Below are 23,110 nucleotides of genomic sequence, written 5' to 3' on the forward strand. Positions count from 1 at the left end.
TTGAATTCAGCTTCCCAGACCTATCTTTGCACACTTATGAAACATATCAGGAACTTTTGTATTATAGCCCATATTGACCACGGGAAGAGCACATTGGCGGATCGTTTATTGGAACATACCAAAACGGTGGGAGAGCGTGAGATGATGAACCAGGTACTCGATGATATGGATCTGGAGCGCGAGAAAGGCATTACCATCAAGAGTCATGCAATTCAAATTAATTATACCCACAAAGGAGAACAATACGTACTCAATTTAATTGATACCCCCGGACACGTTGATTTCAGTTATGAAGTAAGCCGTGCATTGGCTGCCTGCGAAGGCGCTTTGTTGTTGGTGGACGCTTCTCAGGGGATCCAGGCACAAACCATCAGTAACTTATACTTAGCCATCGACAATGACCTGGAAATTATTCCGGTGATCAACAAGATTGATATGGATGGGGCTAAGATTCCGGAAGTAACCGACCAGATCATTGATTTGATTGGTTGCAAGCAGGAAGACATTTTATTGGCCAGTGGTAAATCAGGCATTGGTATTGAAGAAATTTTGCAAGCCATTTGTGAGCGCATTCCAGCTCCGGCAGGGAGTGTGGATGCACCCTTACAGGCTTTGATTTTTGACAGTGTTTACAATAGCTTCCGTGGTATCATTATTTATTACAGAATCATGAATGGTACCCTTCGTAAAGGGGACAAAATTCGTTTTGTAGCTACCGGTAAGGATTATATCGCCGATGAAGTAGGCGTATTGAAATTAAATATGACCCCCAAAGACCAGGTATCTGCCGGTGATGTGGGTTATGTAATTACGGGTATTAAAAATGCGAAGGAAGTAAAAGTGGGGGACACGCTTACATTAGCGAGTAACCCGGGAGAGATGATCAATGGATTTGAAGAAGTAAAGCCCATGGTTTTTGCGGGTATTTTCCCTGTGAATACAGATGAGTTTGAAGAGTTGAGAGACTGTATGGATAAACTGCAGTTGAACGATGCTTCCTTAACTTTTGAACTGGAAACTTCACAGGCATTGGGCTTCGGTTTCCGATGCGGATTCCTGGGGCTTTTGCACATGGAGATTATTCAGGAGCGCCTGGAACGTGAGTTTAATCAGACGGTTATTACTACGGTTCCCAACGTAAGCTTCACAGCATATACTACACGTGGCGAAAAAATATTGGTGAACAATCCGGTTGAAATGCCTGACCAGGTTAAGATTGATCGTATTGAAGAACCATTTATTAAAGCGCAGATCATTACCCTTCCTGAATACATCGGGAATATTATGACTTTGTGTTTGGGTAAGCGTGGTATTTTAATTAATCAAAGCTATTTAACTCCTACCCGTGTTGAATTGATTTTTGAAATGCCATTAACTGAAATCGTATTTGATTTCTACGATAAATTAAAGAGCTCTACCAGAGGCTATGCGTCTTTTGATTATAGCCCCATTGACCAGCGCGAAGCGGATATTGTTAAAATGGACATTCTGTTAAACGGAGATAAAGTGGATGCTTTAAGTGCATTGATTCACAGAAGCAGGGCTACCGATTTCGGAAGAAAATTATGCGAAAAACTAAAAGAGTTGTTGCCTCGTCAGCAATTCCAGATCGCCATTCAGGCGGCCATTGGTGCCAAAGTGGTAGCACGTGAAAATATTAGCGCCATCCGCAAAGACGTTACTGCCAAATGTTATGGTGGTGATATCAGCCGTAAACGTAAGCTATTGGAAAAGCAGAAAGAGGGTAAGAAAAGAATGCGCCAGATCGGAAACGTAGAGATTCCTCAGGAAGCATTTCTTGCCGTGTTGAAGTTAGATTAGCGGAGTCCTCTTTATAAGGCCTTGGTTGATTACCTAATCGGGCTCAACAGCTTCGTATTCCGGTATGTAAACCCATCGGCCAAATTCCCATTTAAAACCTTCCACAGTGCCATAGGGAACCAGTGTGTGCTTTTTAGAAGGCTCATTGGACTCGCTTGCCAGTTTGGCAAATACAATCCGGTTCAGTTTGGCATCGTAATTTAATTTGGCATTGGCCTGCTTTTTAAACTCCAGACAGAAACGGCTTACGGGTTGTTTGGGCTTGATGATATCGTTGGGATAACTGAAAAATTTTCCACCGAACAAAGGATTGCCTAGTGGGTCAAAATGCAATACTTCAATCCATTTACGCGTGCTTCTGGCATCGTTTTCATCATAGCCCAACAGCGTATAGTATTTCTTGTTATTGTATTCTTTCAGAATAATATTATAATATACAGCGCCAATCCAATTCTGATTGGTTCTTACAGAGTCGTAAGGGTTTTCTGTAAAATCAGTTCCATCGTATAATGGAATGAGTTTTAATGAACCATCTTTGGTGTTTATTTGAATGGCACCCTTGTAGCGGTAGTAACTAAAATCCTTCATGAGTTGCCAGGTAATGATTCTGAAACTACTATCGGGTGCGTAGATCCTGGAAATGGTTTTTAAAGAATCAAATGGATAATTAAATGAATAAGGTGTTTTTAAAGCCTGTACCAACTGACGGGTAAAAAAACTATCGGCTCTCAGTCGGTCTTCGGTGTCTTCTGCATTTAATATGGTAAAAGCAAAACCACTCAAATTGGTTTCCGCTGCTGCCAGAATCGCTTTATTGGCAGGTGTTTGCGCCATTAATGGTTCATGACCAAAAGCCAGAAAAACAAAAAGGAAGAAGGACAGGATACTTCGCAAAATCATACAGCAAAATACCAATAATTCATTCCATTCAAAGCCGCCCCGAAAATTTTATCAAATTTTTGCGTTTCTGCAGGCTTGTGCAAATTCAAAAAGGCTGTTAAAGCGTGCATCAATCATTGGATCCGGGAAAGGAGTTTCCGGATGGGTAGTGGACAGAAATACGGTATGCATACCAGCGTTTCTGCCGAATTTCATATCACTCATTCTGTTTCCCACCATGATAGATTTGCTAAAGTCTATATCAGGGAAATCGGCCTTGGCCTGAAAAGCCATGCCGGGCTGAGGTTTGCGGTTGGGTGAGTCATCGGCCAGGTCCGGGCAAAAATATATCTTGCTGATATTTCCGCCTGCTTTTTCAATCTGCTGCAACATGTAGTGATGTATGTTGTTCAGATCTTCAATGGTCATCAAGGATTTGCCTATACCTTTTTGATTGGTTGTAATGAGGATGCGATTGAACTTTTGATTCAGTAAAGCAACTGCCTGAGCTGCATCTTCATAAAAATCAAACTCAGAAGCGTTGCGGATATAGTCCTCTTTTTTCTCGTGGTTTATAACACCATCCCGGTCTAAAAACAAGGTCCAGTCCAGGCCAATCTCTTGTAGTGAAAACATCTTAAGGAAATAAATTGGCTTCTACCAGTTCGCAAATAATATGACCGATCATGATATGACTCTCCTGAATTCGGGGTGTATTCTTAGAGGGGATATCCAGCAGGAAATGGGAGAGCTCTCCCAGTTTGCCACCGCCGTTTCCGGTGAATCCAACTGTGATAATATTTTTGGCTCTTGCTGTTTCAAAAGCTTTTACAATATTAGGAGAGTTGCCTGACGTGCTAAGACCAATTAAAATATCTCCTTCTTGCATGGTCCCATCCACCAGTCTGCTATACACTTCGTCATAACCATAGTCATTGGCTACTGCTGTTAAATAGGAGCTGTTACAGTGCAAAGCGTCAGAAGGCAGTGCCGTTCTGTTTTTATAGAATCTTCCGGAGAATTCAGCCGCTAAATGCTGTGCATCAGCTGCACTCCCCCCGTTGCCGCAAAACTGGACTTTATGTCCGTTTTTAAAAGCGGTTGTTACAGCATCCACCACACATGCAATTTGTTCTAACAATGCAGTGTTGTTCAGCAGGCTTTGTTTCACCTGTATGGATTCGGAAATGATATGGTTGATTTTATTTAACATTGCTTGTATTATTTGGCAAGATCAACAATCGAATGAACCAGTTGATCCCATTGGTATTTTTTCTTTCCCTTGCGAAGCTCGGGTAAATAATGGTCTTCGCCCTGCAAATATAATTCTTCAATACCGGCTGCAATACTTTCCGGGTTGGGTTCTGCTACCCAACCACTTTTATCGGCCAGAATCATATCGGGCAATGCCCCAACATTGGTTACCAGCATGGGTTTTTCAAAGTGATAGGCAAGCGGTGTTACTCCACTTTGTGTTGCATTCCGATAGGGCTGAATTACAAAGTCGCAGGCATTCAGGTAATATTGCACATCGCTGGTAGGAATAAAATGGGTAAAGGGGTATATATAGTCGGTTAGTCCCAATTCTTTAATGAGGTTTTGATAGGTTGCTGCATCATCATAAAATTCTCCGGCAATCATCAGTTTCACTGGTGGAGCGCCGTTGGCTTCATTTTTTAACTTTACCAGCTGCATCGCTTTCAACAAAAGATCCAATCCCTTGTATTTTCTGATAAAGCCAAAAAACAATACAATTCTTTCCTGTGCAGGTAGCCCCAGCTGCTTTCTGGCAGCTTCTTTGGTCATCTTTGTTCCAAAATTATCGTACAAAGGGTGGGGGCAGGTGAGGGATTTTTTATTGGTAAAAGTCATCAGATCCTGATTCACTTTTTTTACTCATGGTTATAAATGCGTCTACAGCACCAATAAAATATCGGGTGAACCATTTGTCTCCTAAACGTTTCTCGTGTGGTATGATGTTGTCTGCAATACAAACCACTTTGGAAATCCCATTCCAACGTATGATACGTAATATGGTTCCCAGGCAAGGACCCATAAACGGCAGCCAGAATCGAACCAATATCAATGGCGCTTTCTTTCTGGCAATTGCAAAACCCATCCATATCCAGTTGAAAGGATTGATAGAATTGATTTTTACGTGTATGGTTAAATCAGTTGGCGCAGGATCACTGCTGTATTGCGATTTGCCTGGAAATAAAAAGAAGGGTATTGTAATGAGAAAGTGTAAATGGTAACGGTATAACCCTGAGCCTGAAATTCCCTTGCCAGTCTTTCATTAAAAGAAGCAATGCCACCGCTTCTGAAAGGCCAGGTGGTTCCTATTAAAATCAGCTCTTTTTTCATGGGCTGTTATCAGGCTTCTTCCAAACCCAGTTTATCTTCTATTAAATATACATTCCTTTCAGAAGCATTGCGGGCAACCAGTTCGGCCACAAAACCTGTCAGGAATAATTGCATACCAATAATCATCACCGCAAGTGCAATATAAAATGCAGGTTTGTTGGTAATGCCTACTTCAGGATCCAGAATTTTGGCCACCATTAAATAACCACTGGTAATAAAACCAATTAAAAAAGCAAGGGTTCCGTACAAACCAAAGAACTGCATGGGTTTTTTACCAAACTTGCCCAGGAACATAATGGTTCCTAAATCTAAAAATCCATTGATAAAACGGTCCCAGCCGAATTTGGTAGTACCATATTTTCTGGGTCGATGCTCTACTACTTTTTCCCCGATTTTCCGGAAACCGCTCCACTTGGCCAATACTGGGATATAACGATGCATTTCTCCAAAAACCTCAATGCATTTCACCACTTTTTTTCTGTAGGCTTTCAACCCACAATTGAAGTCGTGCAATTTGATGCCGGAACTCTTTCTGGCCACGGCATTGAATAATTTGGATGGAATATTTTTGGTTAGGGTATTGTCGTAGCGCTTCTTCTTCCAGCCACTCACCATATCGTAACCGTCTTCAACAATCATTTTGTAGAGTGCCGGAATTTCGTCGGGAGAGTCCTGCATGTCTGCATCCATCGTAATCACTACGTCTCCTTGGGCAGCTTTGAATCCTTCATTCAGTGCAGCCGATTTTCCGTAGTTCCGCTGAAATTTAATGCCTTTGATATTCGGATTCCCCCCGGCGATCGTTTGAATCACTTTCCAGCTATCGTCCCTGCTGCCGTCGTCTATCAACAATACTTCATAGCTATAGCTATGCTGATCTACAACCGATTTAATCCAGCTGCACAATTCAGGCAGGGACTCTTCTTCATTAAACAGTGGTACTACAATAGATAGCTGCATGCAAAATTATTGATCCTCAAATTTTTCTTCCTTGCGAATCACTAAAGTAAGTAAAAGCGACTTTACGAAATCCCAAATTAATCCTAAACCTGTTCCCATAATGATTTCCTTCAGACCCGTTTTCTTCATGCTTTCTGCAGAAGTAGCCATTTGTTTTTCAATATCTTCTTCACTCGCCCCGAATTTTTCCATCATGGCTCTGGTTTTTTCCAAACCTATCTGAGCAGATTTTTCGGTTAGTGTTTCATCAATTAAATTGTACAGAATATAAGTAGCAACTGCAATGATTAAGGCAGCCACCGCATAAGCCAAAAAATTAAATTTTAATCCTTCCTGAAAACTAAGGTAGCCGCCGTTTTGCTTTCTAACTGCGAATCCACCCAGCAACAAGATGATAATCATGTAGGGGATGAATGTTGAGGCAAACATTACATTGGTAAAAGTAGTAACGTCTACAGCCCAGCTGCCATACATTAAAAGAACAGCGGATAAGCCGCAGATAAGGCCGTATTTGGCACCTTCATTAATTAGATTTGCTTTCATAAAATAATTTATTGGTTGGTGGTTAATTGTCCGTTGCAGAAAGTTCCCCAAACTTTTCCTTGTAATGCTTTGTTCAGAAATGCATTGTTATGTGATTTGCTTTTCACATTTTGTTTTTCTAAAGCACTTTGTTTTTTTCGGTTGTAAAGGGTGATTTCCGCAGCAGCGTTTTCCTGAATATGAGTAACCGGAATGCTAAAAATATTACGGGCATTCAGTGAAAATAATTCCACCAATCTTTCATTGCTTATTTCAGGGAACAATTCGTTGAAAGCAGCAAATACGCTTTCCAGGGCATTCATGCCAAATTTGGCATATTCAAATTCACAGGTCTTGTGATCCCAATCCTGAGGGAAATGATGCGATGCCATACAATCAATGGTTCCATCAAGGATGCCATTTCTAAGTGCCATCATGTCTGCCCTGCTTCTTAAAGGAGGATTTACTTTTAAATTGGTGTCGTAACCCTGCAAGTCTTCGTCACAGAAGAATAAATGATAAGGCGTTACACTGCAGGTGATGGACAATCCTTCCAGCTTGGCAGCTTTAATTAAGTCCAATGAAGTTTTAGTGGTGATACCCGTAAAATGCATACGGGAACCGCTGTACCGAACCAGGTCAATATCTCTTTTGAGCATACTGATTTCTGCAATATCAGGTAAGCCAGGCAAGCCCAATTGAGTGGAGATAATTCCTTCGTTCATTAAACCGGTATGACCAATAGTTTTATCGATGGGTATCTGAATAATAACCCCATCAAATGCTTTAACGTATTGCAAGGCTTTCACGAGTAAGCCGGCTGATTGAACTGGGGATAATCCATCCGTAAAAGCAATGGCACCGCTGTTGCGCATATCATACATTTCTGCCAGTTCCTTGCCCTCTGTTTTTTGTGTAATGGCCCCCAATGGATGAATAGTTACAGGCAAATGTCTGGATTGACCAGCCGCATATTCTACCAATGATTTATTGTCGGTAACAGGTTTCGTATTAGGTAAAGTAAACACACGCGTATAACCACCAGCTGCTGCGGCTGCTGCACCTGAAGCGAATGTTTCATTGAACTCAAAACCCGGATCCCCGAAATGGGCAAAAATATCTACCCAGCCAGCAGAAACTTCAAGGCCCTCTTCCTGTACAATGGTTGCGTTATCAGCAGTTAATTGAGCGCCTATTTTTTGAATCTTGTTATCTACAATTAAAATGTCCTGAACTTGTCCGTGGTAAGGAGAGTGGGGGTCGTTAATCAGCACCTGCTTCAGTAGAATATTCATGCAGTAGTTGAAAATTTTATGCAATATAGCTTGAAAATTTCTTTTAGCCCTATATTTGCACCCCATTCAACAAATGAATGAGAGTTCGGGACGTAGCGCAGCCCGGTAGCGCACACGTCTGGGGGGCGTGGGGTCGCAAGTTCAAATCTTGTCGTCCCGACTAAAAAAGCTCCGATCTTTTGATCGGAGCTTTTCTTTTTGATGCAAAAAAGGAAAATGAGGTCAAATATATTTTGATCAACCTCCATTAATCTCTTAGTTTTTTGGTCTGAAAGAACGAATGGGCGGTGCTGGTTCTTTTTTCAGTTCAATGCCCTGCGTTGGCATCAATCGCAACGCTTCCTGAACCGCTTTTTCCAGTTGAGGATCGCGGCCTTCAATAATGGCTTTTGGATCATGAAATACTTCAATGTCCGGAGCAACGCCCTCGGCTTCTACTGCCCATTTGCCATCCGTGTCAAAGAAACCACCACGAGGTGCAACCATTCTACCTCCGTCAATGAACGGAGGGGTATCCCAGGTACCTACCAATCCACCCCAGGTTCTGGTTCCCACCAATGGTCCCAGGTTCATCTTCTTGAACATATAGGGTAAAAGGTCTCCACCGGAACCCGCATTCTCGTTAATGATCATCACTTTAGGGCCCCAGATACCAGCCATTGGTGTGGTAGATACTTTATGTCCTTCCACACGGTTATTGAAATAGCCCTGCAGTTTACGACTCATAATATCAATCATATAATCAGCTGCTGATCCTCCTCCATTGTTGCGCTCATCAATTACAGCGCCCTTTTTGTGTTGCTGAGAAAAATAGTAACGATTGAAATAAGTGTAACCCGGATCTCCTGTATTGGGAACATATACATAAGCTAGTTTGCCAACTGATAACTCGTCTACTTTTTTACGATTGCTTTCTACCCAATGTCTGGAACGCAATCCGCCTTCATTGGCAATGGGAACAACGGTAATGGTTTGTGCCCCTTCCAAATTGGGGCTGTTGTTTACTTTGATCTTAATTTGTTTGTTGGCTGTTCCTTCGAACAAACTATATAAGTTCATGGAAGCATCCAGTTTTTTACCTTCTACTTCCAGTAAATAATCTCCCTCTTTTACTTTCATGCCGGGGCCGCTCAAAGGCGATTTTAATTCGGGGTTCCAGCTTTCACCTGTGTAGATTTTTTTAATGCGGAACAATCCATTTTCTACACTGTAGTCGGCACCCAATAAACCAACTGGGATATTCGGTACGGAGGGATAATCACCGCCGCTAACATAGGAGTGACCTACCGATACTTCACCGCTCATGATGTCGATGATATAATTTAAATCGGAGCGATGCTTCACGTGTTTAACCCATGGCTGGTACCATTCAAATACTTTATTCCAGGGTGCACCATGCACATTGTCTACGTATAAAAAGTCTCTCTGCAAACGCCATCCTTCCTTAAAAATTTGTTCGGCTTCTTGTGAAGGATCAACATACACCCGCATGGCATCAGTGGCCAGTCTTCCTTCACCCGGTCTGGGTGCAGCTTGTGTGCCATTGATGAACCAACTGGCACCGGAGCGATAAAGAATACTTTTTCTATCGAAGCTGCTGACCACATTGCTGGCAGACTTAACAAACTCTGTGGGCTTCTGATCTTTCAATACATATTTCCATAAAACAGATCCCTGATTTTCGACCTCTTCCATTACAAATACACTACCTTCTGGTCCGGCCACCAATGCACTGTAATTGCGCAAGGGTAGGGTGGCTGATAATATCCGCAGTTCCAATCCCTCAAAATCAATTTTTACATTAACCCCTGCACTGGCAGAAGGTTTTGCAGATTTAGCAGTGTCTGCAGGATTCTTCACCGGCTCATCATCGCTCTTGGGTTCAAACGGAGATGCTGCATCTTTATTCAATACTGCTACATACAAAGCTCTGTTTACAGGATAGTTATAACTACTCATATCCAGCCATCCGGTAGCCAATCCGTAATCGGTACTAGCCAGGAAGTAAAGGTATTTACCTGACTCATCCCATTGCGGATCAATGGCATCTGCCAGGTCATTGCTGATGTATTTGGTTTGTCCGGTTTCTACCTGATACACTTTCACCGCCTTGAACTGGTTGTCTTGTTGTTGTACATAAGCAATCCACTTACTATCCGGAGACCATACTGGTTTCATGGTTCTGTTGGGGTGAGCGTATTTGTCGGTATCTACTTTTTTATAAGCACCCGTTTTTAAGTCGATCGTCCAGATGGTATAATCGGTATCTACAAATGCAATGGATTTGCTGTCGGGCGACCAGGCTGGAGTGAAGTAGAATTTCTTGTTCGGCATTTTGAAAGACTGTGCTGTCTGTAAGCCAAACTGATCCTTAACAACCAATTGGTATTCGCCACTTTCATCGGAGAACCAGGCAATTTTTTGACCATCCGGAGACCATACCGGAGAGCGGTCAGCCGATGCGGTACTGTTGCTGATATTTTTCCAGTCTCCGTTTTCTTTGGGTACGGTAAATATTTCGCCTCTGCTTTCAAACAAAGCCCGCTTTCCGCTAGGAGATAGGCTGGCATTGATTAAGTTGGCACCAGTGATATTGTTCCAGCGAGGTCTGCCCCAGTTTAAGTCTGCTTTTACCGTAATATTGAGACGGCTGGTTTTTTGTGTAGCAATATCATAGCTATGCAAATAGCCGCCTTGTTCAAATATCAGTTTGTTGTTTGCTGCAGAAAGATTTTTGATATCAAAATCCTTAAAGAAAGTAATCTGTTTTTGTGTCTTTGTTTTAGGATCATAGGACCAGATATTGTTGATATAATCCTGTTCAGATAAGAAATACAAAATGCCATTGTTCCATGTGGGGGCTGTATGTCTCTCCTTGTTTCCCTGAACGGTTTTGGTGGTTTCATAGTTCTTCATATTGAACAGCCAGATGGGTTGCGCCTGACCTCCTCTGTAATTCCGCCATTCCGGATCCCAGAAGCTGTAGGGCTGGTAAGCCATGGTAGATCCATCAGGGGAAAGACTGCCCACGAATCCAAAAGGCAATGGCAAGGCTTCCGGTGTTCCACCCTTTATATCTACTTTAAAAAACTTGGTGTTTACAGTAGGGTAGCCTGCTCTGCCAGAAGTAAAATAAACCGATTGTCCATCGGGCATCCATCCCTGTACAATATCTGCACCCGGATGCCAGGTTAATCTCTTTGGGGCACCCCCATCAATGGGTACAATAAAGACGTCTGCATTGCCGTCGTACTGACCTGTGAATGCTACCCATTTACCGTCGGGACTAATTTTAGGAGAGGTTTCTGAACCAATGGCACTGGTTAATCTTCGGGCATCGCCACCGTTATGATCAACTACCCATAAATCATCTGCGTGTACAAACACGATATGATCCTTACTGGCATTGGGTTGCCTTAATAACATGGTACCCTGCGCGATTAAAGTACCAGTAAATAGCAAGCCAAAACCTGCTATAAAAGCTCTTTTAAAAGAGAAGCTTTTCCGTTGCATAGGAATTCATTTTTGGTATTGGAGAATAAGATACAATACCTGAATGAAGACTGCAAATAAAAAACCCGACCTTTTTGGCAGGTCGGGTTCATTATTATTTTCGCAACAAAACATGCGATTGAATTAAGCTATACAACTCAAATCAGTTAAATTAGAATCTTTCTAACTTTGAGAAGAAGAAGTCAGCTTCAATAATTGCGTTCTCATCGCTATCACTTCCGTGAACGGCGTTCTCACCTACAGAAGCTGCATATAATTTACGGATGGTTCCTTCCGCTGCCTGTGCAGGGTTAGTAGCACCAATAAGGGTTCTGAAATCAGCTACTGCATTTTCCTTTTCCAAAACAGCTGCAACAATTGGGCCGCTGCTCATAAAATCAACCAATTCTCCGAAAAAAGGACGCTCTCTGTGAATATCATAAAACAAACCAGCCTGCTCTTTGGTCAAGCGAGTCCATTTCATGGCTTTGATAGAAAAACCAGCTTTGATAATTTGATCTAAAATTGCACCAGTGTACCCTTTTTGGGTTGCATCTGGCTTAATCATGGTAAATGTTTGATTGCTCATATTGTTAAATTTCGGCGCAAAAGTAAGGAATAGCAAGGGGTTGAACGGTAATCAAACCCTAAAATTTCAATAAAATCCTCAAAATCTTTTGAGAGTCTAATGAAGAAACTGCATTTTTGCCCGATTATATGCAACTGATTAGTGAATTCTATCCTTTATTAAAAACACCCAGGAATATCGTTATCACTATGCATCAGAAGCCGGACGGCGATGCAATGGGATCTACACTGGGTTTGTATCATTTTCTCCACAACGGCGGACATCAGGTAACCGTAATTTCTCCAACCAACTGGGCCGATTTTCTGGATTGGATGCCTGGAGTGGACAAAGTCATCAATTTTGAAGCCAATAAAGAGAAATGCCTTTCCTTGCTGGATAAGGCTGAGATTCTATTTTGTCTGGACTTTAATATTTTTCACAGAACCAAGCACCTGGCGCCGCATCTGGCCAGTGCCAAAGCCATCAAGGTTTTGATTGATCACCATGAGCAACCCGATGAAGTCAATTTTCATTATGGCATCAGTGATACCGGTAAAAGCTCTACCTGTGAAATGGTGTATGATTTCATCATGGAAGCGGGTGGAAGAGACCAATTAACACAAGATATTGCCACCTGTATTTACACGGGTACCATGACAGATACGGGTTCATTCCGTTTCCCCGCCACCAAAGCCAGTGTGCATCGTATGATTGCAGAGCTAAAAGACACTGGATTTGATCATACAGCTGTTCACAATCATGTTTACGACAATTTCATGGAAAGCCGATTGCGCTTTATTGGCTTTGCCTTGTTAAACAGAATGGAAGTTTTGTATGAATACAACACAGCAATCATGTATATTCACCAAGCAGATTTGCAGAAGTATCATATAAAAACAGGAGACACAGAGGGGCTGGTGAATTATCTGTTAACCATTAAAGGAATCCGCTTTGGAGCCATTGTAATTGACAGAACCGAAGAAAGAAAGTGGAGTTTCCGAAGTAAAGGAGGATTTGATGTAAACCAGTTCGCCAGAAAACATTTTGAAGGCGGCGGACACGCAAATGCTTCCGGTGGAAGAAGCGATGAATCTGTAGAAAAAACAGTAGAAAAATTTAAACAAGTAATTCAAGCGTATAAAACCCAACTACAATAAAAATGAGGAGAATTATCGTACCGCTATTTTCAGCGGCTGTATTGTTTGCAAGTTGTAATCAATATGAAAAAACACCTACCGGTCTTGCCTATAAGATTGAAAAAGGTTCCAGTAAGGATTTATTAAAGCAAGGTCAGTTTGTAAAGATGCATGTTGAATACAAGCTTCCTGCAAAAGATTCCTTACTAAGCAGTTCATTTGGTAGAATCCCTGTTTATTTCATGGTGGATTCTGCACAGAAAGCCAAGCATAGCTTTATTGAAATCATTAATCAGTGTGCTCCTGGTGACAAAGTAGAATTTGTAATGAGTGTTGACTCCCTGAAGAAATTCGGTATGTTGGAGTACAACAATATCTTTAAGGAGAAAGATCAGATTAACGGAAGAGTAGAAGTGATGAAAGTATTTGCCACTCAGGAACTAATGATGGCAGATTACAAGGCGGAAATGGAGAAGGAAAGAACCCGTGAAATCAAGGAATTGAAAGATCATATTGCTAAGAAGAATATCAAAGCTCAGGAATTGCCTTCAGGCGTTTTTGTAGAAGTGGCAAGTGCCGGAGATGCAGCTGCTAAAGCTGATTCAGGTAAGCAGGTTTCTGTAATGTACAGAGGAACCTTCCTGGATGGTAAGAAATTCGATGGCAATATGGACACTGATTCTCCTAACAGACAACCCCTTGTGTTTGTGATTGGATCCGGTGGCGTTATCAGAGGATTGGAAGATGGACTAAAATCATTTGCCAAAGGTGGCAAGGGAAAAATCTTTATTCCTGCCATGTTGGGATATGGACCTAATGGAAGTGCTCCGGTAATTCCTCCATATGCTGCACTGGTATTTGATGTTGAAGTGCTGGATGTTACAACTCCTGCACCTCAGCCAGCAGGTATGCCTGGTCAACCCGGACAGCCTGGTCAGCCACAGAGATAATAGGAATGATATTATAATAGAAAATGCCCTTCAGTTATTGAGGGGCATTTTGTTTTAGCCATAAACTTTCCCGAACAGCGTAATTGCCTGCATGGCTTCTTTTACATCGTGTACCCTTAAGATATGAGTTTTGTTCATGAGCCCCATGGTATGTAATACAGTGGTTCCGTTCAATGACTCTTCGGGGGTAATGCCCAGTGTTCTGTAAATGGTTGATTTTCTGGAAACGCCTAGCAGCAAGGGTTTCTGGAGAATCTGTAATGCGTTTAAATTTTTAATCAGGGCAAAATTATCCTCAGGGATTTTTCCGAAACCAAAACCGGGATCAATAATAATATCCAGAATGCCGGCCTGTTGGCAGGCATCAATTCTTTCAATAAAATATTTCAGCAGGGCATCGGTAATATTTTCATAAGGCAATTTCTGGTGCATAGTCTCAAGCGTTCCGCTGCTATGCATACAGATATAGGGCACTTTCAGTTGAGCAACTGTTGGAAGCATTTCTTTAAAGTATCTGCCACCGCTGATATCATTTACCATATCTGCCCCGGTTGTAACAGCTGCTGCTGCAACTTCCGGATAATAAGTGTCTACTGAAATAAGTGTGGATGGAAAAGTTTTTTTCACCACTTCAATAACGGGGATTACCCTGTTTAATTCTTCTTGAACATCCACTATTTCACTATCGGGACGGGTGCTTTGACCACCGATATCTAAAATGAAAGCTCCTTCCTGAACCATGGTGCCTGCTTTGATTAGGGCAGCTTCTATGGTGGCGGCCCTGCTCCCCCTGTAAAAAGAATCAGGGGTAGCATTGATAATTCCCATAACAACGGGTTGATCTATACTAAATAAACTTCCTTTGCTGTTTAGTGTGAACATAGCGGTGTTTCAATTAAATTGCAATCAATTCAAAGATATTCTTAAAATGCAGGATACCAACAACCAATACTTTCAGGCTGTTCAAACAAGTAAAGACATTTTTATTAAGAAGACCAAAGATTATGGTACTGCCTGGAGGGTATTGAGAACCATTTCTGTAGTGGATCAGATTTTTATTAAAGCCCTGCGCATCAGAACCATTCAGGAACTAAAAACCCAGAAAGTAGGAGACGATATTAAATCTGAATTCATGGGTATTCTGAATTACGCCATTATTGGATTGATTCAACTGGAATTGGGTAATCCAACAGTGGAAGAGTTGCCGGTAGAAAGTACAGAGCAATTGTATCAGAAACAGGTTCAGTTTGCTATGGATACGATGCAATCAAAGAACCACGACTATGGCGAAGCCTGGAGAGATATGAGCCAGGAAAGTTTTGCCGATTTAATACTGATGAAATTACTGCGCATCAAACAGATTCTCCAAAACGACGGCAAGACCCTGATTAGTGAGGGAATTGATGCCAATTATGTTGACATCATCAATTATGCTGCTTTCGCCTTGATTCTGATTCAGGAAGGAAAACACTAAAACATGAAAAATTTGCTTTGGCTGATTCGTTGGTTTGTTGGACTGCTGTTTATTTTTTCCGGTCTCATTAAAGTGAATGATCCTATTGGACTCAGCTATAAAATGCAGGAATTCTTTGAAGTGTGGGGACTGCATGGCTTTAATGATTTTACCTTGTTTCTCTCCGTTGCCATGAACAGTTTTGAAGTGCTGGCCGGGGTTGCTATTATCATTGGCTGGAAAATGGAATGGTTTAGCTGGCTATTGTTATTGCTGATTATCTTCTTTACCTTTTTAACAGGCTATGCGCTTTTTTCAGGAAAGATTAAAACCTGCGGATGTTTTGGGGATTGCATCCCATTAACCGCAGCCCAGTCTTTTTATAAAGACCTGATTTTGTTGGTACTGATTTTGTTCCTGGTGGTTTATCAGAAAAAAATCAATGCATCCTTACCTGTTAGCTGGAGTATGGCCATTGTTGCTGCTTCGATGATTTTTTCTGTGATGGCGCAACTATATGTGTTGAAACACTTGCCCTGGGTAGATTGCCTTCCGTATAAAGTAGGCAATAATATTCTGAAGCAAATGGAAACACCGGCGGGTGCAACCAGCGATAGCATGCAAATTGTTTTTACGTATCAAAAAAACGGAAAATCTGTTTCCTTTGATCAGGACCATTTTCCAGAAGATTTTGATGATAGCTACGAATATATAAGTCGCAAAGACGTTCTGGTAAAAAAAGGAAATGGATTAAAACCTGCCATTGTAGATTTTGCTTTAAAAACACTAAACGGTAGTGATACAACAGAAGCTGTTTTGCAAACAAAAGGAAAATACCTGATGGTGTTGGTAAAAGATGCCAGCAACCTGGATCAGTGGAAAGCCAGGCTTAACAGTTGGCTGAATGATTATCGATTATTGAATAAAAATATTCCGGTAATTTTTGTTTCTGCGGAAGGAACCAAAATACAGGAAGCATTTCCCGCATACACGGTCTTGAACTGTGACGCTACTGTGTTAAAGACTGCTGCAAGAGTTCAGCCAACATTGGTATTAATGGAAGGTGCCAACATACTTAAGAAACTAAGTTATCTGGATGCTGAAAAACTGCAATAGCATCTTTCAATTTTGAAATTTGACCCGTTTGACCGAACTTAGTGTAATATCAACACAATTATGAATACAGTCAGACATATATTAAATAAAAAGGGGCCTTATTTCAATGGGGTGCCTTCTTCTTTAAAGGTAATTGAAGCACTTTCTTTAATGAAAGCAGAGAACCTGAGCTATGTAATTGTAAAAGATAGTGATCAGTTCAAGGGAATTATGACAGAGCGTGATTATGCGCAGAAAGTAGTTTTATTAAATAAGAATTCTACCGATACATCGGTTAGTGAAATCATGACCACGGGTTTGCCTTCTGTTTCATTGAATACCACTGCAGAAGAATGCATGAAGCTGATGAATCAGCACAAAACCCGCTACCTGGTTGTGTTTGAAGATTTTGATTTCAGAGGGATTGTAACCATTCACGATTTAATGCGGGATAGCCTGGAAGCAGGAGATGAATTCTCTGAACCGGTTTATTAATTATTGAATAATTACTTCTTCAATAACTTCTTCCCCAAAAGCTTCATTCACTCTTGCTATGATTTGTGGTTTTTGGAAATTCAGCTCATTTTTTAATGGACCGATAGGGGTATGTATGAAGAGCTTTTTTTGAATGATCTGAATTTTTTCTGTGTACTTGGCAACAGTCTTTCCCATTAGTTGTTCCCAGATATCCTCAATTTGAGCAGAGCGTATGCCTTTTTTCAGGTGATTCAGTCCCTTCAATTGTTTAAATGCATCCCCAATTTTTACTTCTCCCATAATATAAAGTTAAGTCTAAATTACAATTGTATCAATTGATAAGGTCGATTGGTGCCTTCCAGTTTTTCCTTGATTCTTTCTGTGTGGGTATCCGTAATAAATACCTGTCCAAAGGGTTCCCGGGAAACCGTAGTTAATAAATGGGCCATTCGGCTTTCATCTAGTTTTTCAAATACATCATCGAGCAGCAAAATAGGAGGAGTGCCAATGGTATTTCTCAGGTATTCCCATTCGGCCAGTTTAATGGCAAATAACAAACTCTTGCGTTGACCCTGTGATGCTTCTGTTTTAAACAGACAGTCATTTAGAAAGAAACCAATATCGTCTCTGTGTACCCCGCTGGAAGTTCTTTGCAGAGCCAGGTCGCGGGATAGATTGTCTTTTAAAATACTGGCAAAGCTTTTTTGAAGAAGCGGACTTTCGTAGCTCAATTGCAGATCTTCTGTTTTACCTGCAATCTGCTGGTAATTGGCGCCAACCTGTGGAAGAAAAACACTGAGAAATTGTTGTCTGCAGGAAAAAATATATTGTCCGCTTTGTATCAGTTGATCATTGTAAACCTCCAGCAAATCATTCCCCATTGAGGGGTTGTCTGCCAGTTGTTTCAGCAAACTGTTTCTTTGCTGCAGTATTTTATTATATGCAATCAGTTGTTCCAGATAGGTTTTATTGGTTTGCGATAATATACTATCCATCAACTTTCTTCTTTCTTCGCTGCCACCTGTAATCAGTGCAATATCATCCGGGGCAATCATAACACAGGGGAATTGTCCAATATGATCAGACATTTTCTTTACCGGAACACCGCCCACAGTCAGTTCTTTTTTATTGTTCTCTCTTATGATGAAAGAGACTTCAAGCAATTCATTTGCCTTCTGGTAAGTGCCGGCAACCCGCATGCCTTGTTTGCCATGCTGTACATTCAGTGCATCAGTTCTACCAAAATAACTTTTGGAAAATCCCAGATAATAAATGGCATCCAGTAGATTGGTTTTGCCTGTTCCGTTTAACCCACAGATAGCCACAATGGGTTCAGAAAAAGAGACCGTAGTGGTCTCGTAATTTCTGAATTGAATCAGGTTTATCTGGGTTAACTGAAGCATTGGCGCAAAGTAAAGAAGAACCCGCAGAATTATTCCCTTTTAGAATGGAATAAAGCCTTTAATTTTATTAAAAATTGGGAGATTGAAAACAATATTATCCGCAGAGCAAATGGATTTGAGTATTCAAAGACTGGCTCATCAGATGTTAGAAAATAACCAGGACTTAGAAAATACTGTCATCATTGGGCTGCAGCCAAGAGGAATCTTTTTAAGTGACCGGATTGTAGCCGCTTTAAAATCCATTGTGCCCCAACAGAAAATTCAGTATGGCAGACTGGATATTACTTTTTACAGAGATGATGTAAGAAACAGTCTGCATATTGCCAATACCACTGATATTCCTTTTAGCATAGAAGGCAAATCCGTTATCTTAATTGATGATGTATTGTACACCGGAAGAACCATTAGGGCTGCACTAGATGCTTTATTGGATTTTGGAAGACCTGCCAAAGTTTCCTTATGTGTTTTAATCGACAGAAGGTTCAGCAGGGAGCTGCCCATTCAGCCCGATTTTGCCGGTAAAGCCATTGACACCATTATTACTGATAAGGTAAAAGTGAACTGGAAAGAAAAGGATGAAAAAGACGAAGTTGTTTTGGTCTAAAACTGTAATTTTGATTTTTAATGAAACTATCTACCAAACACTTACTTGGTATCAAGGACCTCCAGAAAGAGGATATTCAGCTGATTCTATCAACAGCAGCACAATTCAAAGAAGTTTTACAAAGACCTGTTAAGAAAGTTCCCTCATTGAGAGATATCACCATCGTTAATTTGTTCTACGAAAACTCTACCAGAACAAGGATGTCTTTTGAACTGGCGGAGCGCAGACTATCTGCTGATGTATTAAACTTTGCAGCGAGCAGTTCATCTGCTGCCAAAGGAGAAACTTTGCTGGATACAGTGAATAATATCCTGAGCATGAAAGTGGACCTGGTGGTGATGCGACACAGTGCTTCAGGAGCGCCCCATTTTCTGGCCAAGCATATTCCGGCCGCCATTGTGAATGCAGGCGATGGAATTAATGAACATCCTACGCAGGCTTTGCTGGATGCATTTTCTATGCAGGAAAGAACGGGCAAAATTGAAGGATTAAAAGTGGCAATCATCGGAGACATCATGCACAGCAGGGTGGCACTCAGCAATATGTACTTGTTGAAGAAAATGGGTGCAGAGATTACGGTAGTAGGGCCACCTACATTAATTCCCAAATACCTGGAACAAGCATTGGGCGTAAGGGTTACCTATAACTTACAGGAAGCATTGCAATGGTGCGATGTGGCCAATGTACTTAGAATACAACTGGAAAGACAGAACCAGCCTTTGTTTTCTTCTTTAAGAGAATACAATCTGGCTTATGGGATTAAACAATCGGTACTGGATAAACTAAATAAAGAAATCGTGATCATGCATCCCGGACCCATCAACAGAGGGGTAGAACTGGATAGCGATGTAGCAGATGGACCTCATTCCATCATTTTAAATCAGGTTGAAAACGGTGTTGCAGTTAGAATGGCCGTATTGTACCTATTGGCCGGAAGAACCAACGAAAATTAAAGTTCAATTCCTATGCAAAGAATCTGTTTATTTCCGGGAACCTTTGATCCTGTTACCCTGGGTCATACGGATATTATCAAAAGGGCACTTCCCTTGTTTGATAAAATTGTGGTAGGGATTGGTATCAATTCCATAAAAAATCCAATGTTCAGCGCAGAACAGCGGATGCAGTGGTTCAGAGAAATTTTTTCTGATGAACCAAGAGTAGAAAGTGTAGCATATGATGGATTAACCGTTCAGTTTTGCAAACAAATTGGCGCAAGGTTTATTTTGAGGGGTATTCGTTATGTGAGTGACTTTGAATATGAAAAAACCATTGCGGATGCCAATCGAACACTGGATAACCAGATAGAAACTATTTTCCTTACCGGAGAACCCAAGTATACATCAGTGGCTTCCACCATTGTAAGGGATATTATTAAAAACGGGGGAGATGCTTCTCCCTTCCTGCCTCAGGCAGTCATCAACACGCTAAAAAAATAATTGCATGATCTGGTTTAATAAAAACCTATCCATTGATCAGTTTGATGGAATGGGGAAAGATACATTAGGAGAGCACCTGGGTATGAAGTTTACCGAAATTGGCCCGGACTATTTAAAAGCTACTATGCCGGTTGATCATAGAACCAAACAACCTTACGGATTATTGCATGGAGGTGCTTCTGTTGCATTGGCAGAGACCCTGGGTAGTGTTGGTGCAGCCCTGGTGGTAGACCACAATCAATTCATATGCGTTGGTCAGGAAATCAATGCGAATCATTTACGCAGTGTACGCAATGGCTATGTTACCGGAACCGCCAAACCCATACATATAGGCAGCAGCTCACAGGTGTGGGAAATAAAAATTCACGACGAAAGAGAACACCTGGTTTGTATCAGTCGTTTAACCGTGGCTGTTTTGAAAAGAAAAGACCGGTAATTTCCCGAATCGTATCAAAACTGTTTTTCAATAGTTCTGAAACCTCCTGTAAAGGTACCCATCTGATATCGGTAATATCTTCTTCTGTTTGTGGAATCAGTGCCGGACTTCCTTTCACATTCATGGAATACCAATGGGTTTCTTTGATCACTTCCTCTTGAATATAGGGGTCAAAATATTGATGACGGGTCATGCCTAACAATTCACCCAATAGTAAATTACCAACACCTGTTTCTTCTTCTACTTCCCTTAGGGCACAGGCTTCCATGGTTTCTCCCTCATCCAGTTTGCCTTTGGGCAGGTCCCAGGAGCCTCTGCGAAAAATCATGAGTAACTCATGGTTCTCGTTCAGTAACAATCCACCCCCTGCGCGTATTACCTTCCTTTCATTTTCCAGATTACTGTGCATATTTCCATCTTTTCGCAATGAAAATAGGAATTACTTTTGTAGCATGACAAATGAAAAAGCAGTAGCAGAAAAATTATTACAGGTTCAGGCCATCAAATTGAGTCCTGCACAGCCCTTTACCTGGGCAAGCGGCTGGAAAAGCCCCATTTATTGCGACAACAGAAAGGTTTTGTCTTTTCCTTATGTGCGTGATTTTGTAAAGAGTGAATTATGCAGTGTCATTTTTGAGCAATACCCGGAAGCAACCGTATTAGCGGGTGTAGCCACTGCAGGGATTCCCTGGGGAGCGATGGCCGCGGATCAGCTGAAACTGCCGTTTGTTTACGTAAGACCCAAGCCCAAGGAACACGGATTGGGCAATCAGATTGAAGGTGCACTGGAAAAGGGGCAGCAGGTATTGGTAATTGAGGATCTTATTTCTACTGGTAAAAGCAGTCTGCAGGTGGTGGATGTGTTAAGAGCTGCAGGTGCTGAAATTGTAGGGATGGTGTCTATTTTCAACTATGGGTTCAATACAGCTAAAGAAGCTTGCGAAGCCGCAGGGGTTAAAACCAGCAGCCTGACCAATTACCCCACCTTGATTGAACTGGCTATTGAGAAGGGATTGGTAACGGCTGATACCAAAGAGACCCTGATGCAATGGAGCCAGGATCCGGCGAATTGGGGCAAATAACAATCTGGAATAGTATTTGCAATATTATTAAATCACAGGTAGTAACGAGCTTGAACCCATAAATAGAATTGGATATGAAAAAAATTTTTCTGGCAGGGGCTTTAATATTCTCCTTGCAGGCCTTTTCTCAGCAGCCCAAACAGCAATGGGTAACCATTAAATCAGATAACCTGAAGTGCTGGGAGTGTAAAGTTATTTTAGAGAAATACCTGGTACAAGCCAATAAATCTACCATGGAATCCGGGCTTATTCAATGGAAAATCAATCTGTTACAAGGGGAAATTAAAGTTCAATTCTGGCCTGACCGGGCTGATGAATCCATGATTAAAGCTGCTTTGAACAATGCAGGTTTTGATGCGAACGAAGAAAAAGCTGTGCCGGAATCCTATGCCAAATTACCCCCAATATGTAAAAGAGCCGAAGATGGCGGTGGTCCCAAGCCCCCCAAGCCTTGTCATATTCCGCCAGTACAATAGCTTCTGCCCAAAACGGTGGAATAAACTTATTTAAACAGGTTGAACTCCTGTCTTCCTTCATAGGTAAAGGGAAAGGTTTTAAAAATACCCCCTTTACCTATTTTTATATCCCCCTTGGCCTTGATGGTCAGTTCTTTTTTAAACAATAGCTGGGCGGCATTCTTGTATAAATTTTGCATATTGATGTTAATGGAAGAAGGTAGTACAAATTCGCTGTTTCTGGGAATCTTCATTAAAGTGTCCAGTTGAAATTTCCCCAAATAGGTATTGTCGATGTAAACATCACTGTCTACTTTTTTTAAGTCTAATCCAAATTTATTGGGGTTAAAGTACACCAGTTCAAAATTCAATTTGGATTGGTTAAAACCCAATTGCTTGATTTCAATGTTTTGAACTTTACGGTATTCCAATTCTTTGGGTGCAGCACAGCCAACGAAAATGAATGCCAGAAACAGGTAGAGTGGGAGCGATTTCAAGGAAAGTAAATTTTATTCGAAAATAGGGGATTTTCTACCGCAAGCACGTTAATTATTTTGTAACTTGTAGGCTAATCTATTTAGCAAAAAGGGCAAAAAAGTGGTTGATTTTTTATGATAAATAATTTAGCACTCTTTTATTTATTTAAATAGTTGATATAAAATATTTTATATAATATAATTGA

At 41.2% G+C, this 23,110-nt stretch carries 28 protein-coding genes and 1 tRNA gene; 13 read left to right on the forward strand and 16 right to left on the reverse strand.

Annotated features, from left to right (window positions below; all coding sequences use genetic code 11):
- Window positions 1–36: 36 nt before the first annotated feature.
- Window positions 37–1,821, forward strand: coding sequence for a translation elongation factor 4 (gene lepA / locus F777_RS0108990; protein ID WP_026751750.1), 1,785 nt, complete (start codon window positions 37–39; stop codon window positions 1,819–1,821).
- Between the two features lie 33 nt (window positions 1,822–1,854).
- Here lepA and F777_RS17290 read toward each other — a convergent pair whose 3' ends face one another.
- The 9 genes from F777_RS17290 to F777_RS0109025 are packed head-to-tail and all read right to left on the reverse strand — an operon-like array spanning window position 1,855 to window position 7,841.
- Window positions 1,855–2,721, reverse strand: coding sequence for a hypothetical protein (locus F777_RS17290; RefSeq protein WP_051408530.1), 867 nt, complete (start codon window positions 2,719–2,721; stop codon window positions 1,855–1,857).
- Window positions 2,722–2,772: 51 nt separating this feature from the next.
- A complete protein-coding gene (locus tag F777_RS0109000) occupies window positions 2,773–3,336 on the reverse strand; it encodes a D-glycero-alpha-D-manno-heptose-1,7-bisphosphate 7-phosphatase (RefSeq protein ID WP_026751751.1) in 564 nt (187 codons plus the stop codon).
- 1 nt (window position 3,337) lies between these two features.
- Window positions 3,338–3,913, reverse strand: coding sequence for a D-sedoheptulose-7-phosphate isomerase (locus F777_RS0109005; RefSeq protein WP_026751752.1), 576 nt, complete (start codon window positions 3,911–3,913; stop codon window positions 3,338–3,340).
- Window positions 3,914–3,921: 8 nt separating this feature from the next.
- A complete protein-coding gene (locus F777_RS18365) occupies window positions 3,922–4,506 on the reverse strand; it encodes a glycosyltransferase (RefSeq protein WP_235785916.1) in 585 nt (194 codons plus the stop codon).
- Between the two features lie 49 nt (window positions 4,507–4,555).
- Window positions 4,556–4,819, reverse strand: coding sequence for a hypothetical protein (locus F777_RS18370; protein ID WP_235785917.1), 264 nt, complete (start codon window positions 4,817–4,819; stop codon window positions 4,556–4,558).
- Window positions 4,820–4,866: 47 nt separating this feature from the next.
- Window positions 4,867–5,064 (reverse strand): hypothetical protein, encoded by a 198-nt coding sequence (locus tag F777_RS18375; RefSeq protein ID WP_235785918.1) that lies wholly within the window; start codon window positions 5,062–5,064, stop codon window positions 4,867–4,869.
- 9 nt (window positions 5,065–5,073) lie between these two features.
- Window positions 5,074–6,024 (reverse strand): glycosyltransferase family 2 protein, encoded by a 951-nt coding sequence (locus F777_RS0109015; protein ID WP_026751753.1) that lies wholly within the window; start codon window positions 6,022–6,024, stop codon window positions 5,074–5,076.
- A 6-nt stretch (window positions 6,025–6,030) separates the two neighbouring features.
- The gene (locus tag F777_RS0109020) at window positions 6,031–6,567 is read right to left on the reverse strand and encodes a DUF4199 domain-containing protein (RefSeq protein ID WP_026751754.1); all 537 of its coding nucleotides are present in this window, start codon (window positions 6,565–6,567) and stop codon (window positions 6,031–6,033) included.
- 8 nt (window positions 6,568–6,575) lie between these two features.
- Window positions 6,576–7,841 (reverse strand): dihydroorotase, encoded by a 1,266-nt coding sequence (locus F777_RS0109025; RefSeq protein WP_026751755.1) that lies wholly within the window; start codon window positions 7,839–7,841, stop codon window positions 6,576–6,578.
- A gap of 86 nt (window positions 7,842–7,927) precedes the next feature.
- On the opposite strand from F777_RS0109025, the gene F777_RS0109030 reads away from it, so the two are divergent.
- Window positions 7,928–8,001, forward strand: a tRNA-Pro gene (locus tag F777_RS0109030).
- 95 nt (window positions 8,002–8,096) lie between these two features.
- On the opposite strand, the gene F777_RS0109035 is transcribed toward F777_RS0109030, so the two are convergent.
- The gene (locus F777_RS0109035; protein WP_081720497.1) at window positions 8,097–11,354 is read right to left on the reverse strand and encodes a S41 family peptidase; all 3,258 of its coding nucleotides are present in this window, start codon (window positions 11,352–11,354) and stop codon (window positions 8,097–8,099) included.
- A gap of 151 nt (window positions 11,355–11,505) precedes the next feature.
- Window positions 11,506–11,922, reverse strand: a complete 417-nt coding sequence (locus tag F777_RS0109040) for a nucleoside-diphosphate kinase (protein WP_026751757.1) — start codon at window positions 11,920–11,922, stop codon at window positions 11,506–11,508.
- Window positions 11,923–12,050: 128 nt separating this feature from the next.
- On the opposite strand from F777_RS0109040, the gene F777_RS0109045 reads away from it, so the two are divergent.
- Together F777_RS0109045 and F777_RS0109050 are read left to right on the forward strand one after the other, a co-directional pair.
- On the forward strand, window positions 12,051–13,058 hold the full coding sequence (locus F777_RS0109045; protein WP_026751758.1) for a DHH family phosphoesterase: 1,008 nt from the start codon (window positions 12,051–12,053) through the stop codon (window positions 13,056–13,058).
- 2 nt (window positions 13,059–13,060) lie between these two features.
- Window positions 13,061–13,987: an FKBP-type peptidyl-prolyl cis-trans isomerase gene (locus F777_RS0109050; protein WP_081720498.1), complete on the forward strand. Its 927-nt coding sequence runs from the start codon at window positions 13,061–13,063 to the stop codon at window positions 13,985–13,987.
- Between the two features lie 54 nt (window positions 13,988–14,041).
- Here the strand turns inward: F777_RS0109050 and folP are convergent, their stop codons facing one another.
- On the reverse strand, window positions 14,042–14,869 hold the full coding sequence (gene folP, locus F777_RS0109055) for a dihydropteroate synthase (protein WP_026751760.1): 828 nt from the start codon (window positions 14,867–14,869) through the stop codon (window positions 14,042–14,044).
- A gap of 46 nt (window positions 14,870–14,915) precedes the next feature.
- Here folP and F777_RS0109060 point away from each other — a divergent pair, with 46 nt between their 5' ends.
- The 3 genes from F777_RS0109060 to F777_RS0109070 are packed head-to-tail and all read left to right on the forward strand — an operon-like array spanning window position 14,916 to window position 17,030.
- On the forward strand, window positions 14,916–15,461 hold the full coding sequence (locus F777_RS0109060; RefSeq protein WP_026751761.1) for a DUF1599 domain-containing protein: 546 nt from the start codon (window positions 14,916–14,918) through the stop codon (window positions 15,459–15,461).
- Between the two features lie 3 nt (window positions 15,462–15,464).
- Window positions 15,465–16,556 (forward strand): BT_3928 family protein, encoded by a 1,092-nt coding sequence (locus F777_RS0109065; protein WP_026751762.1) that lies wholly within the window; start codon window positions 15,465–15,467, stop codon window positions 16,554–16,556.
- 60 nt (window positions 16,557–16,616) lie between these two features.
- Window positions 16,617–17,030, forward strand: coding sequence for a CBS domain-containing protein (locus F777_RS0109070; protein WP_026751763.1), 414 nt, complete (start codon window positions 16,617–16,619; stop codon window positions 17,028–17,030).
- Here F777_RS0109070 and F777_RS0109075 read toward each other — a convergent pair whose 3' ends face one another.
- Both F777_RS0109075 and F777_RS0109080 read right to left on the reverse strand, forming a co-directional pair.
- The gene (locus F777_RS0109075) at window positions 17,031–17,312 is read right to left on the reverse strand and encodes a DciA family protein (RefSeq protein ID WP_026751764.1); all 282 of its coding nucleotides are present in this window, start codon (window positions 17,310–17,312) and stop codon (window positions 17,031–17,033) included. It abuts the gene before it with no gap.
- A 20-nt stretch (window positions 17,313–17,332) separates the two neighbouring features.
- A complete protein-coding gene (locus F777_RS0109080; protein ID WP_026751765.1) occupies window positions 17,333–18,415 on the reverse strand; it encodes a DNA replication/repair protein RecF in 1,083 nt (360 codons plus the stop codon).
- 82 nt (window positions 18,416–18,497) lie between these two features.
- Between F777_RS0109080 and pyrR the strand changes: the two genes are divergently transcribed.
- From pyrR to F777_RS0109100, 4 genes are read left to right on the forward strand one after another with little or no spacing between them, the layout of a single operon-like run.
- A complete protein-coding gene (pyrR, locus tag F777_RS0109085) occupies window positions 18,498–19,019 on the forward strand; it encodes a bifunctional pyr operon transcriptional regulator/uracil phosphoribosyltransferase PyrR (protein WP_026751766.1) in 522 nt (173 codons plus the stop codon).
- 20 nt (window positions 19,020–19,039) lie between these two features.
- Window positions 19,040–19,972 (forward strand): aspartate carbamoyltransferase catalytic subunit, encoded by a 933-nt coding sequence (locus F777_RS0109090; protein WP_026751767.1) that lies wholly within the window; start codon window positions 19,040–19,042, stop codon window positions 19,970–19,972.
- A 12-nt stretch (window positions 19,973–19,984) separates the two neighbouring features.
- Window positions 19,985–20,455 carry a pantetheine-phosphate adenylyltransferase gene (gene coaD / locus F777_RS0109095; protein WP_026751768.1) on the forward strand — a complete coding sequence of 157 codons (471 nt, stop codon included), beginning with the start codon at window positions 19,985–19,987 and terminating at the stop codon, window positions 20,453–20,455.
- A 4-nt stretch (window positions 20,456–20,459) separates the two neighbouring features.
- On the forward strand, window positions 20,460–20,891 hold the full coding sequence (locus tag F777_RS0109100) for a hotdog fold thioesterase (RefSeq protein WP_081720499.1): 432 nt from the start codon (window positions 20,460–20,462) through the stop codon (window positions 20,889–20,891).
- On the opposite strand, the gene F777_RS16290 is transcribed toward F777_RS0109100, so the two are convergent.
- Window positions 20,848–21,300 (reverse strand): NUDIX hydrolase, encoded by a 453-nt coding sequence (locus F777_RS16290; protein ID WP_051408531.1) that lies wholly within the window; start codon window positions 21,298–21,300, stop codon window positions 20,848–20,850. The genes F777_RS0109100 and F777_RS16290 overlap by 44 nt on opposite strands.
- 43 nt (window positions 21,301–21,343) lie before the next feature.
- Here F777_RS16290 and pyrE point away from each other — a divergent pair, with 43 nt between their 5' ends.
- Complete coding sequence (pyrE, locus tag F777_RS0109110; RefSeq protein ID WP_026751770.1) at window positions 21,344–21,973, forward strand: orotate phosphoribosyltransferase; 630 nt, start codon at window positions 21,344–21,346, stop codon at window positions 21,971–21,973.
- Window positions 21,974–22,047: 74 nt separating this feature from the next.
- On the forward strand, window positions 22,048–22,449 hold the full coding sequence (locus tag F777_RS0109115; RefSeq protein ID WP_026751771.1) for a hypothetical protein: 402 nt from the start codon (window positions 22,048–22,050) through the stop codon (window positions 22,447–22,449).
- Between the two features lie 26 nt (window positions 22,450–22,475).
- On the opposite strand, the gene F777_RS0109120 is transcribed toward F777_RS0109115, so the two are convergent.
- Entirely contained in the window at window positions 22,476–22,925 is a 450-nt protein-coding gene (locus tag F777_RS0109120; protein WP_026751772.1) for an LEA/WHy family protein, read from the reverse strand.
- Between the last annotated feature and the right edge of the window lie 185 nt (window positions 22,926–23,110).

The sequence above is a fragment of the Sediminibacterium sp. C3 genome, from assembly GCF_000508085.1.
In the GTDB taxonomy this organism is placed as follows: domain Bacteria; phylum Bacteroidota; class Bacteroidia; order Chitinophagales; family Chitinophagaceae; genus Sediminibacterium.

Excerpts from the sequence above, each read along its gene's own strand:
- lepA (WP_026751750.1), top strand. The coding sequence starts at position 37 with ATGAAACATATCAGGAACTTTTGTATTATAGCCCATATTGACCACGGG.
- F777_RS17290 (WP_051408530.1), bottom strand. The coding sequence starts at position 2,721 with ATGATTTTGCGAAGTATCCTGTCCTTCTTCCTTTTTGTTTTTCTGGCT.
- F777_RS0109000 (WP_026751751.1), bottom strand. The coding sequence starts at position 3,336 with ATGTTTTCACTACAAGAGATTGGCCTGGACTGGACCTTGTTTTTAGAC.
- F777_RS0109005 (WP_026751752.1), bottom strand. The coding sequence starts at position 3,913 with ATGTTAAATAAAATCAACCATATCATTTCCGAATCCATACAGGTGAAA.
- F777_RS18365 (WP_235785916.1), bottom strand. The coding sequence starts at position 4,506 with ATGACCAAAGAAGCTGCCAGAAAGCAGCTGGGGCTACCTGCACAGGAA.
- F777_RS18370 (WP_235785917.1), bottom strand. The coding sequence starts at position 4,819 with ATGGGTTTTGCAATTGCCAGAAAGAAAGCGCCATTGATATTGGTTCGA.
- F777_RS18375 (WP_235785918.1), bottom strand. The coding sequence starts at position 5,064 with ATGAAAAAAGAGCTGATTTTAATAGGAACCACCTGGCCTTTCAGAAGC.
- F777_RS0109015 (WP_026751753.1), bottom strand. The coding sequence starts at position 6,024 with ATGCAGCTATCTATTGTAGTACCACTGTTTAATGAAGAAGAGTCCCTG.
- F777_RS0109020 (WP_026751754.1), bottom strand. The coding sequence starts at position 6,567 with ATGAAAGCAAATCTAATTAATGAAGGTGCCAAATACGGCCTTATCTGC.
- F777_RS0109025 (WP_026751755.1), bottom strand. The coding sequence starts at position 7,841 with ATGAATATTCTACTGAAGCAGGTGCTGATTAACGACCCCCACTCTCCT.
- F777_RS0109035 (WP_081720497.1), bottom strand. The coding sequence starts at position 11,354 with ATGCAACGGAAAAGCTTCTCTTTTAAAAGAGCTTTTATAGCAGGTTTT.
- F777_RS0109040 (WP_026751757.1), bottom strand. The coding sequence starts at position 11,922 with ATGAGCAATCAAACATTTACCATGATTAAGCCAGATGCAACCCAAAAA.
- F777_RS0109045 (WP_026751758.1), top strand. The coding sequence starts at position 12,051 with ATGCAACTGATTAGTGAATTCTATCCTTTATTAAAAACACCCAGGAAT.
- F777_RS0109050 (WP_081720498.1), top strand. The coding sequence starts at position 13,061 with ATGAGGAGAATTATCGTACCGCTATTTTCAGCGGCTGTATTGTTTGCA.
- folP (WP_026751760.1), bottom strand. The coding sequence starts at position 14,869 with ATGTTCACACTAAACAGCAAAGGAAGTTTATTTAGTATAGATCAACCC.
- F777_RS0109060 (WP_026751761.1), top strand. The coding sequence starts at position 14,916 with ATGCAGGATACCAACAACCAATACTTTCAGGCTGTTCAAACAAGTAAA.
- F777_RS0109065 (WP_026751762.1), top strand. The coding sequence starts at position 15,465 with ATGAAAAATTTGCTTTGGCTGATTCGTTGGTTTGTTGGACTGCTGTTT.
- F777_RS0109070 (WP_026751763.1), top strand. The coding sequence starts at position 16,617 with ATGAATACAGTCAGACATATATTAAATAAAAAGGGGCCTTATTTCAAT.
- F777_RS0109075 (WP_026751764.1), bottom strand. The coding sequence starts at position 17,312 with ATGGGAGAAGTAAAAATTGGGGATGCATTTAAACAATTGAAGGGACTG.
- F777_RS0109080 (WP_026751765.1), bottom strand. The coding sequence starts at position 18,415 with ATGCTTCAGTTAACCCAGATAAACCTGATTCAATTCAGAAATTACGAG.
- F777_RS0109090 (WP_026751767.1), top strand. The coding sequence starts at position 19,040 with ATGAAACTATCTACCAAACACTTACTTGGTATCAAGGACCTCCAGAAA.
- coaD (WP_026751768.1), top strand. The coding sequence starts at position 19,985 with ATGCAAAGAATCTGTTTATTTCCGGGAACCTTTGATCCTGTTACCCTG.
- F777_RS0109100 (WP_081720499.1), top strand. The coding sequence starts at position 20,460 with ATGATCTGGTTTAATAAAAACCTATCCATTGATCAGTTTGATGGAATG.
- F777_RS16290 (WP_051408531.1), bottom strand. The coding sequence starts at position 21,300 with ATGCACAGTAATCTGGAAAATGAAAGGAAGGTAATACGCGCAGGGGGT.
- pyrE (WP_026751770.1), top strand. The coding sequence starts at position 21,344 with ATGACAAATGAAAAAGCAGTAGCAGAAAAATTATTACAGGTTCAGGCC.
- F777_RS0109115 (WP_026751771.1), top strand. The coding sequence starts at position 22,048 with ATGAAAAAAATTTTTCTGGCAGGGGCTTTAATATTCTCCTTGCAGGCC.